At 69.2% G+C, this 16,207-nt stretch carries 14 protein-coding genes; 5 read left to right on the forward strand and 9 right to left on the reverse strand.

The annotated features are described in order from the left end of the window. Positions 1 to 109 precede the first annotated feature (109 nt). The 3 genes from CG740_RS30660 to CG740_RS30670 all read right to left on the reverse strand — a co-directional run bounded on the left by CG740_RS30660 (position 110) and on the right by CG740_RS30670 (position 1,957). Complete coding sequence (locus CG740_RS30660; protein WP_100578545.1) at positions 110 to 877, reverse strand: YidC/Oxa1 family membrane protein insertase; 768 nt, start codon at positions 875 to 877, stop codon at positions 110 to 112. A gap of 119 nt (positions 878 to 996) precedes the next feature. Next, entirely contained in the window at positions 997 to 1,320 is a 324-nt protein-coding gene (locus tag CG740_RS30665) for a DUF6412 domain-containing protein (RefSeq protein ID WP_100578546.1), read from the reverse strand. A 103-nt stretch (positions 1,321 to 1,423) separates the two neighbouring features. Next, positions 1,424 to 1,957 carry a winged helix-turn-helix transcriptional regulator gene (locus tag CG740_RS30670; RefSeq protein WP_100578547.1) on the reverse strand — a complete coding sequence of 178 codons (534 nt, stop codon included), beginning with the start codon at positions 1,955 to 1,957 and terminating at the stop codon, positions 1,424 to 1,426. A 194-nt stretch (positions 1,958 to 2,151) separates the two neighbouring features. On the opposite strand from CG740_RS30670, the gene CG740_RS30675 reads away from it, so the two are divergent. After that, positions 2,152 to 3,768 (forward strand): MFS transporter, encoded by a 1,617-nt coding sequence (locus CG740_RS30675; protein WP_100578548.1) that lies wholly within the window; start codon positions 2,152 to 2,154, stop codon positions 3,766 to 3,768. A 70-nt stretch (positions 3,769 to 3,838) separates the two neighbouring features. Here the strand turns inward: CG740_RS30675 and CG740_RS30680 are convergent, their stop codons facing one another. Genes CG740_RS30680 through CG740_RS30690 form a run of 3 tightly spaced genes read right to left on the reverse strand, consistent with a single transcriptional unit; the run spans position 3,839 to position 6,444 of the window. Further along, on the reverse strand, positions 3,839 to 5,347 hold the full coding sequence (locus CG740_RS30680; protein ID WP_100578549.1) for a sodium:solute symporter family protein: 1,509 nt from the start codon (positions 5,345 to 5,347) through the stop codon (positions 3,839 to 3,841). Then, the gene (locus CG740_RS30685) at positions 5,344 to 5,556 is read right to left on the reverse strand and encodes a DUF3311 domain-containing protein (protein ID WP_100578550.1); all 213 of its coding nucleotides are present in this window, start codon (positions 5,554 to 5,556) and stop codon (positions 5,344 to 5,346) included. Before CG740_RS30685 ends, CG740_RS30680 begins: the two co-directional genes overlap by 4 nt. A gap of 9 nt (positions 5,557 to 5,565) precedes the next feature. Further along, complete coding sequence (locus tag CG740_RS30690; protein WP_442802863.1) at positions 5,566 to 6,444, reverse strand: class E sortase; 879 nt, start codon at positions 6,442 to 6,444, stop codon at positions 5,566 to 5,568. A 116-nt stretch (positions 6,445 to 6,560) separates the two neighbouring features. On the opposite strand from CG740_RS30690, the gene CG740_RS30695 reads away from it, so the two are divergent. Both CG740_RS30695 and CG740_RS30700 read left to right on the forward strand, forming a co-directional pair. Then, positions 6,561 to 7,574, forward strand: coding sequence for an SEC-C domain-containing protein (locus CG740_RS30695; RefSeq protein ID WP_100578552.1), 1,014 nt, complete (start codon positions 6,561 to 6,563; stop codon positions 7,572 to 7,574). Positions 7,575 to 7,646: 72 nt separating this feature from the next. Continuing rightward, positions 7,647 to 10,781, forward strand: coding sequence for a DUF3427 domain-containing protein (locus CG740_RS30700; RefSeq protein ID WP_100578553.1), 3,135 nt, complete (start codon positions 7,647 to 7,649; stop codon positions 10,779 to 10,781). Here CG740_RS30700 and CG740_RS41965 read toward each other — a convergent pair. Next, complete coding sequence (locus CG740_RS41965; protein WP_100578554.1) at positions 10,778 to 11,707, reverse strand: YDG/SRA domain-containing protein; 930 nt, start codon at positions 11,705 to 11,707, stop codon at positions 10,778 to 10,780. The two genes, CG740_RS30700 and CG740_RS41965, sit on opposite strands and share 4 nt — an antisense overlap. 240 nt (positions 11,708 to 11,947) lie before the next feature. Between CG740_RS41965 and CG740_RS30710 the strand changes: the two genes are divergently transcribed. Further along, complete coding sequence (locus CG740_RS30710) at positions 11,948 to 12,253, forward strand: hypothetical protein (RefSeq protein WP_100578555.1); 306 nt, start codon at positions 11,948 to 11,950, stop codon at positions 12,251 to 12,253. 663 nt (positions 12,254 to 12,916) lie between these two features. After that, complete coding sequence (locus CG740_RS30715; protein WP_100578556.1) at positions 12,917 to 14,323, forward strand: DUF445 domain-containing protein; 1,407 nt, start codon at positions 12,917 to 12,919, stop codon at positions 14,321 to 14,323. Between the two features lie 187 nt (positions 14,324 to 14,510). Here CG740_RS30715 and CG740_RS30720 read toward each other — a convergent pair whose 3' ends face one another. Next, positions 14,511 to 15,188 (reverse strand): DUF1707 SHOCT-like domain-containing protein, encoded by a 678-nt coding sequence (locus CG740_RS30720; RefSeq protein WP_199846630.1) that lies wholly within the window; start codon positions 15,186 to 15,188, stop codon positions 14,511 to 14,513. A 43-nt stretch (positions 15,189 to 15,231) separates the two neighbouring features. Beyond that, positions 15,232 to 16,194 carry an ABC transporter ATP-binding protein gene (locus CG740_RS30725; RefSeq protein ID WP_100578558.1) on the reverse strand — a complete coding sequence of 321 codons (963 nt, stop codon included), beginning with the start codon at positions 16,192 to 16,194 and terminating at the stop codon, positions 15,232 to 15,234. Positions 16,195 to 16,207: the final 13 nt, after the last annotated feature.

The following is a 16,207-nucleotide window of genomic DNA, read 5'->3' on the forward strand; positions in this document are numbered from 1 at the left end:
ATCGGAGGATCGTCCGATCCTCCAAGGAAGACGTCCAGTCCGCAAGACCCCGTTCACAAACTGGACCGTAACCAGGGTGCGGGGTGCTATGCGGCGGCCATCGGCGGTGCTACGCGACCGGGGCCAGCGCGGCGGGCGCGGGCAGCATGTCCTTGTAGAGGAAGGCGCGCTCGACGGCGGTCCAGGTGGTGCTGGTCACGAGGTAGAGCGCGGCGGCGAGCGGCACCACGGCGACGCTGAACAGCGTGGCGAAGGACAGCAGCGGCATGAACTTGTTCATCGCCGCCATCCCCGGCACCGCGTCCTGCCCGCCCGGCGCGACGACCGGGTTGGCCGCCATCTGCCGCTTCATCCGCCGGAAGTTGAAGGTGGCCACGGCCGCGACGACGGCGAACAGAGCGAGGTACACGAGCCCGCTCGGCCCGAAGACCCCGCCGTCGCCGAGCGCCCGCGTCCAGTTCCCGCCGAGGGGTGCCGCGAAGAGGGTGTGGTCGAGCAGCCCGTTCGCCCCGCCGCCGATCCGCGCGCTGGAGAACAGGTGGTAGAGCAGGAAGAACGCCGGCATCTGGAGCAGGCTCGGCAGGCAGCCGGACAGCGGCGACACCTTCTCCGCGGCATGCAGCTCCATGACCGCTTTCTGGAGTGCCTTGCTGTCCTTGCCGTGCTTCTCACGCAGCGCGGTCAACTGCGGCCGCAACCTGGCTTGCGCCTTCTGGCCCCGCGCTGCCTGCCGCGACAGGGGGTGAACAGCGAGACGTACAAGAGCAGTGAAGAGCACGATCGCCGCGGCCGTGGACGCACCGTGGAAGAGCGGTTCGAGCAGTGCGGCCAGATGCGCGGCAAGGCTCGCGAAAGCGCTGAAGAGTGAGGTGAACATGGCGAAGCCCTCCGGGGCGTCTCGTCAGGAATGACACGTGGGCAATGACACGTGGGCGCACATGCGTGATGCGCCGGTCGGCATGACGAGCCGGGCGGAGCGGAGGTACGGAGGTGCCCCTACGCGGCCGTCGGGACGAGGGCCCCGGGCGCTCGGGGGCGGGGCCGCCCGGAGGCGTCGGGGTCGCGCTGCGGCAGGAAGGCGGTACGCCGTTCCCGGTCCCGGATCGCGGTACGCACCCGGGTGCGGGCCACCTGCGGGACCGCTCGCGAGGCGAGCGTGGCGCAGACGGCGAGCGCGGACCCCGCGGCGGCGGTCGCGGCGAGCGCGACGGCGGCCGAGAGCATGCCGCCCTCGACGAGGACGGCCTGGGCCAGCAGGAAGAGGAAGAGCCCGAACAGCGGCCGGGCGAGCCGTGCGCAACGCGCTATGACGCCGCTCATGCCGCCCTCCCTCGCTCTGGCTCCACCGGGGTTTTCCCTCCAGCCGTTATACACGACGCCCGGACGGGGGCCGCCGCCGGAAGGGCGCGATCGCCGACCCGGCTCAGCGCGGCTGGAGTTCGAGCGGCGCCAGCAGCCGCCTCGGGGCCCGCAGCGCACGGCTCACGGCGTCCTCGGCGGGCCCGAGCCCGGGCCCGGGCCGCATCTCGACGTCCGCCGGGTCGACAGCCCGCCCGCACGCCCGGCACTCCCCGTACGACCCGAGCTCGGTACCGCACTCGGCATGGTGGAAGGTCCGCATCGGCCGCGCGTCCGGGTTGAACGCCCGCCCCCACAGCCCGAGCGCCCGCAGCGCGGGCCACAGCCCCCACCCCAGTTCCGTCGGTACGTACTCGTCGCGCGGCGGCGACTCCTGGTAGCGGCGCTTCTCCAGGACCCCGGCCTCGGTGAGCGACTGGAGCCGGGCGGCGAGCACGGCCCGCGGGATCTTGAGGTGGACCAGGAAGTCGTTGTAGCGCCGTACGCCGTACAACGCGTCCCGCACGACGAGCAGTGTCCAGCGCTCGCCGATGATCTCCAGCGCCCGCGCGATGGAGCACTCCTGCGCCGCGTAGTCGTAGTCCTTGCCGAGAGCCATGCACCCCAGCCTACCGCCTGGGTTCACTGAACGAACCTTCGGTGCTAGGGTCGGAGGCACGGCAGGTTCGTTCACTGAACCCGCCACGACGCGGGGCCGAAGGAACCGTGACCCGACGCGCACCCCTGAGCACGACCGAACACGACCGAACCGGACGACGCGTCGAACCGGACCACGCCTTGGTGAGGGAAGCCATGACGCAGGCAGCACGCAACATCCGCTCCACCGAGGCCGAGGCCGGGGTCGAGACCGGGGTCGAGGTCGAGGCCGGGTTCGAGACCGGGGTCGAGGCCAGGGCCGAGGTCGAGGCCGGGGTCGAGGCCGGGTTCGAGACCGGGGTCGAGGCCAGGGCCGAGGCCACGACCGAGGTCGCACCAGCGAACGCGAACGCGAGCGCAACAGGGACAGCGAGCGCGACCGCGACCCCGCCCCCGACCGCGACCCCGATCACACGGCCACGCCGAACCGTCGGACCGGCCGTCCGCCCCGGCGCCACACTCGCCGTCACCAGCGCCGCGACCGCCGTCGCGCTGATGAACTACACCGCCCCGATGCTGACCCTGCCCGGCATGACCGCGTCCTTCCACACCGCGCTCTCCGCCCAGGCCTGGCTGCTGAACGGCGCCCCGCTCGGCCTCGCCGCACTGCTCCTGATCGCCGGCAGCCTCGCCGACGACCACGGCAGACGCCGGGTCTTCCTGGCCGGCACCCTCGCCCTCGGCATCACCATGGGGCTCGGCGCGCTCGCCCCGACCACGCTGACCTTCACCCTCGCCCGGGTCGCGCAGGGCATGGCGTCCGCCGCCATCCTCGCCAGCAGCCTCGGCCTGCTCGTCGCCGCCTTCCCGGCCGGCTCCGCCCGCATCCGCGCCACCGGAGTGTGGGGCGCCTTCGTCAGCGGCGGCATCGCGCTCGGACCGCTCCTCGCCGGCTCCCTGGCCGCCCTCAACTGGCGCCTGATATATGGAGTGTTGGCCGTGCCGGCGCTGATCACGGCCGGGTTCGCACTGCGCGCCCTCACCGAGTCGCGGGCCCCGCGCGGCGGGCGTCCGGACGTGTCGGCCGCGTTCACCCTGAGCCTGGCGTTCACCGCGCTGATCGGCGCGCTGACACTCGGCCGCGACGGCTGGCTGCGCCCCGGAGTGCTCGTTCTGCTGGCGGCCGCCGCCGTCCTGACGGCCGTCTTCGTCCTGGTCGAGCGCCGCGCCACGTCCCCGATGATCGACCTGGCACTCTTCCGCCGCGCCGAGTTCCTCGCCTCCTCGGCGGGCGCCCTGTTCACCGGTCTCGCCGTGATCGGCTTCTTCAGCTATCTGCCCGCCCTGCTCAGCCGCTCGCTCGGCACCTCGCCGATGAACGCGGCCTGGCTTTTCGTGCTGTGGTCGGGCTCCGCCTTCGTGGTCGCGCTCCAGGCCAGACGCCTCGCGAGCCGGGTCGCCGCCCGGCACCAACTGGCCATCGGCTTCGTCCTGCACGCGGCCGGAGTCCTCGCGATGCTGGGCGCCCTCACCTCCGGCCCGCTCCCGCGCCTGATCCCCGGCCTCCTCCTCGCGGGCATCGGCAGCGGCCTCCTGAACGCGGCGCTCCCCCGCCTCGCCGTCGAATCGGTTCCGGCCGAGCGCGCGGCGATGGGCTCCGGCGCCAACAACACGGCCCGCTACATCGGTTCGTCGGCGGGCGTCGCCCTGACGATCGCGGTCGCGCCGGCGGGCCCGAACACCGTACTCGTCCTCTCGGCGGCCCTCGCGGCGCTGGCGGCGGCACTCACCGTGATGCTGCGCTCGCGCGCGCGGCCCGGACTGTCCGGGTAGTCCGCCGTACTCAGGCGACTCCCCGAGTAGTCCGCTGCGCTCAGGCGACTCCCCGGGTAGTCCGCTGCGCTCAGGCCCGCAGCGGGGCGGTCTCCCCCGCGTCATCGGGATCATGGATCGGATCGCGGGCCAGTACGTCACCCGCCACCGGTTCCCGCTGCGCCCCGAGGAAGGAAAGAGCAAGCGCCACAAGGAGGTTGACGCCGAGGGCGACGATCCCCGCGTTGACACCCCACACCGGGTCGTGGTCCGTGAACACGAACCCACAGACCACCGCGACCCCCACCGCGAGCCCCGCAAGGCCCCCCACGAGTGTCAACTTCCGCCACACAAGCCCCAGTAGCAGCATCGGCAGCAGCTGAGCCATCCCCTCGTAGGAGATGAGCGAGAGCCGTACGAGGGTGTTGGGCACGGTGTACGTCATGAGCAGGGCGAGCGCCCCCGCGACGACGACCACGACCTGCGAGGCCTCCTTCTGCCGGTCCCGCAGCCGGGGCACGAGCGAGAGCACACTGCGCCCCCACATGGTGCCGATGACCAGCATGAACACGGCCATCGGCACGATGGACGAGAGCGCCGCCGCCACCCCGATCAGGCCGACGGTCCAGGCGGGCAGCGAGTCGACGACCAGCTTGAACAGGGCGAGATTGGAGTCGGCCCCGGCCAGCCCCGGCACGACGAAGATCGCGGCCATCCCGAGCAGCATCGGCACGAAGAGCAGCACGTTGTAGGCGGGCAGCAGGACGGCGTTGCGCCGCAGGGCGTCGGCGTTGCGCGCCCCGAGGTAACCGGCGACGGTGGTCGGGAAGATCACCACGGTGAGGGAGTTGAGGACGGATGTGGTGGCGAACCACGCCTGTCCGAACGCCCCGCCGTGGCCGGGCAACGTAAGCCAGTCGCTCTTCTCGTTCACGACGCGGTCGACGAAGTCTCCGTACCCGCCGAAGTAGTGCAGCGGCACGTAGATCGCCAGGAAGGCGAGGGTGGCGATGACGAGCACGTCCTTCAGGACCGACACCCAGGCGCTGCCACGCAGCCCGCTGACCACCACGAACCCCGTGGTGACCGCGAAGGCGACGAAATAGGCCCAGTTGAGGGAGATGGCCCCGTAGGAGATGGTCGACACGACCACGCCCATGCCGGTGATCTGCAACTGGACGTACGGCAGCAGGAACACGGTGGCGAGCAGCGCGACGAGCGCCCCCACCCAGGGCCGGCCGTACCGGTGGGCCACCATGTCGGTGATCCCCACCAGGCCGTGCTTCTTGGCGTACGCCCACAACATGGGCCCGACCACATAACCGACGGCATAGCCGCAGGACATGTAGGCGACCACATACAGCACCGGCGCACCGTAGTTGTAGCCCCAGCCCGCGGCGCCCAGATAGCTGAAGCTGGTGTAGCTCTCGCCGGCCATCAGCACCCAGATGAACACGGTCCCCAGACTGCGCCCGCCCACCGACCACTCGGCGAGCCCACCGCCCCCGCCGCCCCGGCCGCGCACGGCGAACAGCCCGAGGGCGACGGTGGCGACCATGAAGACACCGAAGACGGACGTGGCGACGGCGGCGCTGCTCATCGGGCCCTCCTCTGCCGTGCGCCCTTGTGATCGCCCCGCCAGGTGAGCCAGATGGCGAGCGGAGTGACCACGGTCGCGAGCAGCAACCAGAAGAAGAGGAACGGGAGTCCGAGGACCACGGGCCGCACCTTGTTCACGAAGGGCAGCGCCCCCAGGTACAGCAGATAGGGCACCCCCAGCCAGAGCAGATGTGTTCGACGACGACGCATCCTTGAACGCTAGCGCGGACGGCTGCCCCGCAATTTGCCCCACACCACAAGCCGGTAGGTGGAGGTGAACTCGGGCGTGCAGGTGGTGAGCGTGATGTAACGCCCGGGCGCGCTGTACCCGTACGAGGGCTTGACAACGCTACGGGGGACGGGGGCTATGGTTCCGCCGTCACGTGCCGAGGTCTGCGGCAGGAGCGAATCGACCACATACGTATAGACGGTGTCCCGGGTCTCGACAACGACGGAGTCCCCCACCCGCAGCCGGTTGATGTAGCGGAACGGCTCACCATGGGTGTTGCGGTGCCCGGCGAGCGCGAAGTTCCCCGTCTGCCCCGGCTGAGCGGTGCCCACGTAGTGCCCGACATACCCCTTGTCGAGCACGCCGGCTTTGCTGATCCCCTCCGCGATGGGTGCGGTGACCCCGATCCGCGGAATCCGGATGACGGCGTACGCCTGGTCACCGCGCGGCGCGCTCCCGCGACCGGAGGTGCCGGCCTGGGGCCCGCCCGCCACGGCGACGCTCTCGTCACCGGCGGCTGGCGAGGCGGGCGAGTCCTGCGCCGGATCGGACGGACCGGATGGATCGGACGGATCGGACAGACCGGCCGACTCGGCCGACCCGGTCGAACCCCCGGAGCGGCCCGACCCCGAAGCCCCCCATTGATCCTCAAGGGAGTGGACGGTGTCGCGGGCCTCGGCCCGGGCCTCCCGGTTGGTCCACCACAGCTGGTGCGCGACGAGCAGCAGCACGAGGAGCCCGACCGTCACGGCGAGCTCGGCGCCGACCCACAGCCCGCGCGCCGCCCGAGCCCGGGGCCCGCGCCCGTGCCCGGGTCCGCGTCCCCGCCCGCCCTGCACCCTCACCGGTACCGGTATCCCTGTGCGCACGGGCGCAGGCTAGGTGGCTGGGCGCCAACTCACCAGGCCCGGGACGTGACGTAGTCGACCCACCAGGGCCTGAACCGCCCTCCGCCGGGCACCCGTACGGCAGTACGGTGTCCCTCATGCGCCCCGACACGCCTGCCGATCACACCGCCGAAGCCGAGCGTCTGCTGCGCACCGCGGACCAGTACCCGGAGGACCAGGAGCCCCTGCTGCTCCAGGCCGCGGCCCACCTGGAGCTCTCCGGCGACCGCCCTCGGGCCACCACGCTCTACGACCGCCTGCTGTCCACGAGGGTGGACCACCCCCACCTGGTGAAGGCGTTCAAGGCGGCGAACCTGTGGGAGTACGGTCACGAGCCGGAGGCCCGCGCGATCATCGAGGGCATCCGGGCGGCGGCCCCGCTGGACCCGGCGGCGTGGGAGATCGTCGCCGAGACCCTTGAGGCCCACGACGAACTGGACCTCGCCCACGCCTCCCTGACCCGGGCCCTGACGCTCCTGGGCATCGCCGAGGCCACGGTGGACACGAGGGCGATCCCGTACAGCACCCAGTCCCTGGTCACCACCCGCCACCGGGTCCGCCGCCTGCTCGCGCTGCCGCACGACGACTGGGACACCCTGGCCGACGACCTGCACACGGCCCCGATCACCCTGGACGAACTCCACGACCCCAAGCGCCTGTGGTCCCTCGGCTCGGACGACCCGGCCGAGCTCCAGGCCGAACTCGCCCGTCTACGGGCCGAGTTGGGCAGCTACCGAGCCGCCCTGTCCCGCCCGTTCCCGGTCGCCGTCCTGCACTGGCCGGAACCGGAACTGGACGAACTCCTCACGGCGTACCCCGAGCTCCAGTCCGAATACCCCACCCACGCGGCCCACTTGCTGGACATCGAGGCCTCCCTGCGCGAACTCGCCGCGGCCGGCACCCCCAACCTCGGCATCGTGACGGCCACGGTCCCCTCCTACGAAGCCTTCGCCGCCTCCGAAGCCTCCTCCCCCGCCAACGCCGACCTCCTCCCCCAATACGCCACCACCCTGGCCGCCCGAGCCCGAGCCACCTCCTGGCCGCCCGGCCGGGGGGCCGACTGCTGGTGCGGCTCGGGGGTCAACTACGGGGACTGCCACGGGGCGGCTTGATCCGTTCGGCGTCCCTCAGTTGTCAGTGGCCCCTGATTCACTAGGGGTAGCAGTCCATGGGAGGGGCGCAGCGTGACCAACACCGTCGACTCGGGGCAACCCGTAACCGGTCTCTACGAACAACTCATCACGCTGCGCCTCACTGAGCAGCTCAAAGGGCTAGATGCCGCCGGGTGGCGAACCGTCGAGGCCGAGGTTGGCGCCGAATCAACATCACACGTCCTCGCGCGGCATATCGCCAACACTGTGCGCCAGGTACTGCACCGGCTACCGCCAGCAGAGCGTGTCCATGCTGCCAATCACATCCTTGAGTCCATGAGCACGTTGGCTGGCGCACGTGAGTGGGTGGACCTCGTAGCCGAGGGGCCTCGTCAGCTCCTGGCCGTGGCCGAGCCGGAGGCACCGGGTGTCTACGCAATGCGCCCGGCCACTCCGCTGTCCGACACAGCTCTGATCACCAACGCACCTGACGACCCGAATCTGGGCTTCGAACTTCGAGCCGAGCTCGCCACTGCTGACCGCGTCGACCTTCTCTGCGCCTTCGTTAAGTGGCACGGACTGCGCGTGCTGGAGCAATCACTCAAGGCAGCCCATGACCGAGGCGTACCGATTCGGGTGATCACGACCACCTACATCGGAGCCACGGAGCGACGAGCTCTCGACCGCCTGGTCGAAGAATTCAATGCCGAGGTGCGCGTGAGCTACGAGCTCCGCTCAACACGTCTGCACGCAAAGGCGTGGCTCTTCCGTCGCAACAGTGGGTACGACACGGCGTACGTAGGGAGCTCGAACCTGTCCAAGGCCGCCCTCCTGGACGGGTTGGAATGGAACGTGCGGCTGTCTTCAATCGGCACGCCTGACGTCCTGCGCAAGTTCGAAGCCACCTTCGACTCATACTGGAACGATCCGACGTTCGAGCTGTACGACCCTGCCCGGGACAGCGCACGCCTCGACGACGCATTGAATCGAGCCTCGGGCCGAATGAACGGCACCGAGCGCCCTTCGCTCCAGCTCTCGGGCTTGGAGGTCCGCCCGTATCCGCACCAGCGGGACATGCTGGAGCGTCTTGAGGTCGAGCGCACCGTTCATGATCGCCACCGCAACTTGCTGGTCGCAGCGACCGGTACGGGCAAGACAGTGATGGCTGCCTTGGACTACAAGCAGTTGCGGCAGAAGTTGGGCGCTGATGCACGGCTCCTTTTCGTCGCCCACCGCAAGGAGATCCTGCAACAGTCGCTGCGCACGTACCAAGACGTACTCGTCGACGGCGACTTCGGCGAGCTGCTCTTCTCCGGCGAGATCCCCGAGCGATGGAACCATGTCTTCGCGAGCGTGCAATCCCTCAGCGCTCGCGCTCTGGAGCAACTCAGCCCGGACCACTTCGACGTCATCGTCATCGACGAGTTCCATCACGGTACTTCCCCGACGTATCGACGGATCCTCGACCACTTCCGCCCCACCGAACTGCTCGGTCTCACCGCGACGCCAGAACGCATGGACGGCAAGAACATTCAGGACGAGTTCTTCGATGGCCGCATCGCAGCTGAGATGCGGCTGTGGGAGGCACTTGAGAACGACCTCCTCAGCCCCTTCCACTACTTCGGGATCAGCGACAACACCGATCTCACTGCCGTCGAGTGGAAGCGCGGCGCCTATGACACTGCCGCCTTGAACAATGTCCTCACGGGAAATGACGCCAGGGCTCGCCTGGTGGTCAAAGCCGTAGAGGACAAGGTGACGGACGCTACAGCCATGCGCGCTCTAGGCTTCTGTGTTTCGGTGGCTCACGCACAGTTCATGGCGGGATACTTCCGCCGCGCCGGCCTGGACGCTGTTGCACTCTCCGGCGAGACTCCAGCGGAGGAACGCAAGCAGGCCTTGGTCGACTTGAAGGCGGGCAAGCTCCAGGTGATCTTCTCCGTCGACCTCTTTAACGAGGGCTTGGACATCCCTGATGTTGACACGCTGCTGCTCTTGCGTCCCACCGCCAGCGCGACCATCTTCCTACAGCAGTTGGGCCGTGGCCTGCGTCGAAGTGAAGGCAAAGCGGTGCTGACCGTCTTGGATTTCATCGGCCAGCACCGCAAGGAGTTCCGCTTCGAGAACCAGTTCAGGGCCTTGACCAATCTGACTCGGAAGCGGCTCCTGAACCACATCGAGCATGACTTCCCCCAGCTTCCCTCTGGCTGCCAAATCATCCTGGAGCCAAAGGCGAAGAGGGTCATCATGGAGAACATCAAGTCGCAACTTGGCATCAACGTAGCGGCGTTGGCCCACGAGGTCGCTACATATGGCGAATCACGTCTGACTCCCTACCTAGACGAGAGCGGCCGTGAGCTCAAGGAGATCTACCGCGGCGGCAATTCATGGACCGGCCTGCTGCGCCGCGCCAAGCTTCTAACGTCGCCCGCACCGGAGAGCGAGACAGCTCTCCTCAAGCGGGTGTCGTCCTTCCTCCACGTGGACGATCCACGAAGAGTGGCCGCCTACTCTCAACTCCTGTCAGATCAGCCGCCCGTCTACGCCAGTCTTAGTGAGCAAGAACAGGGGTACGCCCGCATGCTCTATTTCTCGCTTTGGCCTCTGGGCGGTTTCACCAGCTACGACGAGGCATTCGCCGCGCTCACCGACCACAGCGCGCTACGCGACGAACTGACACAGGTCTTGGCGTACAACCTCGCGCACACGGAGCACGTGCCGCTGCCACTCCACGGAAGCCAAGCCAGTTTGCCGCTCACCGTCCACGCCTCGTACACCCGCGAGGAAATCCTGCCAGCCCTCGGACAGTCCGAGATTGGCGGCTTCATGCCGGCCCACTTCCGCGAGGGCGTGAAATGGTGTGCGTCGGCGAGGACGGACGCCCTCCTTATCACGCGAGAGAAAGACGAGAAGGACTTCTCGCCGCAAACCCGTTATCACGACTACGCGTTGAGCGAGCGGCTCTTCCACTGGGAATCCCAGAACCAGACCTCAGAGTCCTCGCCTACGGGCTTGCGCTACCAAAATCACGTAGCCGAGGGCAGCCAAGTCCTCCTCTTCATCCGCCGCTACAAGACCATGGACATCGGGGGCGCCCAGCCGTGGATGCTGCTCGGGCCTGCCCGCTACGTCAGCCACAAAGGCAGCAAGCCGATGGCCGTCACGTGGGAGCTCATGCATGAGCTCCCAGCTGACGTGCTGACGTACTCCGTGATCGCAGCGGGCTAAATCCCGGGCTGCTCTATGCCCCAGAAGCGACGATGCGCTCGAATGAATCGGCGCTGTATTCGGTGCTCCCCAACAGTCCTCAGATAGATCCGAGGACCAATCCCCTCGGCATACCGGTCAATTACTTCGAAGTCGTCACTAAGGTAGAGGGCCCCACGGTCCAACCTCACGTGACAGTTAGGGCAAAGACACAGGACATTGCCGTCGACGTCCGGCCCATCATTTGCGCCGAGCGACTGAATATGGGCGCCTTCCGCGTACTGAGATCCGCTGCCATTAACCCTCAGCGCGAGCTGACAAATCTGACAGGCGTAGTTATACCAGCTCTTAACACGGCGAACCACCGCCGTGTCTCGAATGATCCGCTCCACTGTGGCCGTGGCACGCGGCGGCCGACCTTCGATCAGATCTTGAACTTGTCCCTCTATCGACGACAGTTCCTGACGATCATCATCAAGACGACGCAAGGCAAACCTGCAGATCTGGAATCCGGCGTTGCCCGCTTCCATCCACTCTCGCTCTATCCGATAGAGGCCGTCGTAGCGATACCCACTTACAGGAGAGAAGTCCTCCTCGCCCTGATATCCGCGAATGACACGAATAGGATATCCATTGATTCGACTACGCCGCAGCCCTTCGTTTCCTCGGTTCTCCCAATTCTGATCTGCGATCTGCCGCTTCGTGTTGGAATCTTGCCCCCCGGCACCGGTATAGGTTATTTGGTCCCACTCATCAACATCGTCCTCGTATCCGTTACTGAGGACGATCGCGTCGGCGGCGCGTTCGCCTCTGGGGTCAAGTCCCCACGAGATCCCGGCTTGATTCTCCTTATGGAGCCCGGCAGCCTTTACTTCCTCCCGAGAAGCGAAGCGAGTGCCGGGCAGGACGCCACCGACGTGTCCGAAGACAGCTCTATACGCAGCCATCCGAACATACTAGCGAGTTCGTGATCGGACTCGATCATGTCTGACGCTTCGCGCCCCATGGCGTTCCGGAGGCCTCCCCCAGTGGTACCTGGGGCCTTTGTCGGCGCCGTGCGATCGCGGCGCCTCGGCTAGACACCACGCGGCAGGGCCAACCTCGGTAGTGCGGCGCCCGGCCCCCTCTCCCAAGCCCTCAGAACCCAAGGGCTAGCCTCAAGGGAAACGCACTCCAGGAGGCAAACCATGGCAAAGGTCCCCGCAACTTTGATCGCGGCCGGTGGGCTCGTCGGCGGGTATGGGGTGGCCCGGTGGACCAAGAAGCGGCCGCTCGGCGGGGTGGCGCTTGCGGGGGCCGGGGCGCTGGCGGCTCGGCAGTGGCAGCAGGCGGCCGGGACCAAGGCGGCCGTCGGGCTGACCAGCGCCTATGTCGCCGCGTTCGCCGGGTCGCACCCGCTGGCCAAGAAGGTCGGCGCCTGGCCCTCCGTGTTCGGGGTGGCCGGGGCCGTCGCCCTCGCTTCGTGGGCCGTCACTCGTAACTCGGGTAAGTAGGCGTTCCACCCCGCAGGAAAGAAGTTCGACGGGCGTGAACGCGCGGCGCCCCGCGCCCGTACTTAGGGGCAACTCCCCCTGGTAGTCGGGTGCATGGCCATAGGTACGAGGTACGGCACGGACAGGCAGAGGCCGGCCGTTCTCAGGTTGTGCACCCGGCGGGAGGGGGCGCATCGGCCCGCCACACGCGCGTACCGCCGGCCCCGCCAGGCCCCGAGCCGTCGGCCCGGACCTCGCCCGGTACGCCCCCGTCACAGCGCCACGGACCAACCCTCGCCCCCGCCGCCCGTACCCCGTACCCCGTCTCGCTCGGGTGCAGGTGGTCCCCGAGTCGTACGGGGGCGGCAGCACACGCAGCGTACGGGGGCGGCAGCACACGCAGGGCCCGGCCTCGGGGGCCCTCGGGGTGCAGGCACCCGCTCGGCACGCCCCCGCCCACCAAGATGTACGGGTGCGCAGCCACGGCCGGTCCGGCCACGCGAACGGGTGACAGGACGTCTGTGCGGGAACTGAACGTGCGGCCCATGAGTACTTCCTGTAGAGGTCAGTGGAGGGTGAGCAGCAGCCATCGGCGTCAACGGGCCGTCCGGCCACCCGCACAGGGAAGCCGGCCTCGTGGACGTGAATGATCGGGGCGCGGGTACCCGCGGACAGGTGGAGCGAATGGAACGGGAACGTACGAGAACGGGGCCCGGGGCCGAGAACGCCGAGGGCGCCGGGAGCGCCGGGAGCGCCGAGGGCGCCGGGAGTGCTCAGGTGGAGGCCGTGGCGGGCGCCTCCGGGCGCCCGCCGCGCGCCGCCGCGTCGCCCTTCGCCTATACGGCGGCGGACGAGGAGAAGCGCCGGGGCGTGCGCCGGATGAAGGCCACCGCGACCGGGCTGCTGCTCCTGGTCGCGGTGATCTTCGGGCTCGCCACCTGGGCGGACCGGTCGGGCGCGGGCGCCTGGGCCGGGTACGTGGCGGCGGCGGCCGAGGCCGGCATGGTGGGCGCCCTCGCCGACTGGTTCGCGGTGACCGCGCTGTTCCGCCGCCCGCTGGGCCTGCCCATCCCCCACACGGCGATCATCCAGAACAAGAAGGACCAGTTCGGCGCCTCGCTCGGCACCTTCGTGGGCGAGAACTTCCTGTCGGCCGCCGTGGTGCGCACCCGCCTCCAGGCCCTCGGCATCGGCCGCCGCCTCGGCACCTGGCTCGCCGAGCCCGATCACGCCGAGCGCGTCACATCGGAGCTGGCCACCGCCCTGCGCGGGGCGCTGACAGTGCTGCGGGACTCCGACGTCCAGGCCGTGGTCGGCGAGGCCATCACCCGCCGGGCGGACGCGGCGGAGATCGCCCCGGGCGTCGGCAAGGCCCTGGAGCGGATCGTCGCCGACGGCAGCCACCACAGGGCCGTGGACCTGGTGTGCGTTCGGGCCCACGACTGGCTGGTCACGCACGGGGACTCGGTGATGGACGCGGTGCAGGGCGGCGCCCCCGGCTGGACGCCCCGGTTCGTGGACCGCAAGGTCGGCGAGCGCGTCTACCGCGAGTTGCTGCGCTTCGTGACCGAGATGCGGGACATGCCGGCCCACCCCGCACGCGGCGCCCTGGACCGGTTCCTGGCGGATTTCGCGGCGGACCTCCAGTCCGATTCCGAGACCCGGACCAGGGTGGAACGCTTCAAGTCGGAGATACTGGCCCGCCCCGAGGTCCAGGACATCATCGCCTCGGCCTGGTCCTCCGTACGGTCAATGATCATCGCGGCGGCGGAGGACGACCACAGCGAGCTGCGGCTGCGCGCCCGCGCGTCCCTGCTCTCGCTCGGCACCCGGCTGTCCACCGACCCCCGTCTCCAGTCCAAGGTCGACGGCTGGCTGGAGGACGCGGCGGCGTACGTGGTGTCGACGTACCGCGCCGAGATCACCTCGTTGATCACGGACACCGTGGCGTCGTGGGACGCGAACGACACCTCCCGCAAGATCGAGGCGAACATCGGCCGCGACCTCCAGTTCATCCGCATCAACGGCACGGTGGTCGGTGCGCTGGCCGGTCTGGTGATCTATACGGTGTCCCATGCGCTGGGCGGTTAGCCCCGGCCAGGCACATTCGGCCCGGCCCGGCACATTCGACCCGGCCCGGCACATTCGACCCGGCCCAGCCCGAGTTTGCCCCGGCTCAGACCAGTCGACCCGGCCCGGCCCGGTTGCCCCGGCTGAGCCCAGCCGCCCCGGCCCGCCTCAGCCCAGCTGCCCCGGCCCGGCCGAATCAGGTTCCGGCTCAGCCCAGTTCCTTGCGTTCCCGCTTCTCCAGCGTCTCCCGCTGCTTCTCCGACCGCAGCCGCTCCTTCTGTGCCTTGCGCAGCTTGCGGTCGACACCGATGCCGCCCATCAGGGCGTACGCGACGATCGTGACGTCCGGGGAGCCGGGGGTGCCGTCACCCATGGCCTTGCTGCCGTCGACGGCCCCCATGAAGCCGAAGCCCTTGACCCGGACGGTCAGTTCGGGCGGTACGGTCACGCCGATGCCGCCCATGATCGTGAAGAGCCGCAGTACCGTGTCGCGGTCCTCGAAGCGGGCCTCGCGCAGATCTATGTCACCGCCGCCCCACATGGCGAACGCGGTGAACCGGCGCGCCACCGTCCACGTCCCCTTGCGCGAGAACCCGCTCCAGAAGGCGAACCCGCCCTTGGAGGTGGGTGGGTGGCCGATGCGGGAGGGCCAGTGGACCTCGGACTCGTCCTCGGTGCGGCGCACGGCAGGGGCCGCCGGGCCCACCGAGACCACCGAGCCCGGCGCCGGAAGGTCGCGGACCAGCGGCTCCAACTCCCCATGTGTGCGCGCCTTGTAGGCCGCCTCCAGGCGCTGCTCGAACTCCTCCATGTCGAGACGCCCTTCGGCCACCGCGTCCCTCAGCGACTCGGCGACCCGCTCCCGCTCGGCGTCCGAGGCCCGCATCTCCGGCAGCCCGCCCGTTGGTTCACTCGTCATGGTGCGCAGACTAGTGAACCCGTGGGCCCTCGTACATTCGCGCGATCACCGCCTCGATGTCCGGCTCCCGCACCGACAGGTCCACCAGCGGATACTCCGCCGCGATGTGCGCGACCAGGGGTGCCGCCGACGCGGACGCGGGGAAGGCGAGCCACTGGCGGGGGCCCTCGACCTTGACCACCCGGGCGCCCTCGGCCCGTACCGGCGGGAGTTCGCGCTCCAGATCGACGACCAGGGTGCGTTCGCTCTCGCCCGCCTCGTGCAGCCCGGTGAGCGCGCCGTCGTACATCAGGCGACCGTGGTCGATGACCATCACGCGCCGGCAGAGCTGCTCGATGTCGGTCAGGTCGTGCGTGGTGAGCAGGATCGTGGTGGCGCGCTCGGCGTTCAGGTCGCGCAGGAACTGGCGGACCTTGGCCTTGCTGATGACGTCGAGGCCGATCGTCGGCTCGTCGAGGTACAGCACGTCCGGATCGTGCAGCAGGGCCGCCGCGATGTCGCCGCGCATCCGCTGGCCGAGCGAGAGCTGACGTACCGGGACGTCCAACAGGCTTGCCAGGTCCAGGAGTTCGACACACCGGTCGAGGTTCTCGCGGAAGCGGGCGTCGGGGATGCGGTACATACGGTGGGCCAGCCGGTAGGAGTCGTACAGCGGCAAGTCCCACCACAGCGTGGTGCGTTGGCCGAACACCACGCCGATGCGCTGCGCCATTCTCGTACGCTCGCGGGACGGGTCGAGGCCCGCGACCCGCAGGCGGCCGGCGCTCGGGGTGAGGATGCCCGTCAGCATCTTGATGGTGGTGGACTTACCGGCGCCGTTCGGACCGATGTAGCCCACCATCTCACCGCGCGGCACCCGGAAGCTGATCCCGTCCACCGCCCTGACCTGCTGCTTCTCGCGCCGCCAGCGGCCCGTTTTGCGACGCACGTCGAAGACCTTCTCGACGCCGTCGAGTTCGACGAGATCCGTCATCACGTCAACTCCC

The organism is Streptomyces sp. CB01201, assembly GCF_002803085.1.
GTDB classification, from domain to species: Bacteria; Actinomycetota; Actinomycetes; order Streptomycetales; family Streptomycetaceae; genus Streptomyces; species Streptomyces hundungensis.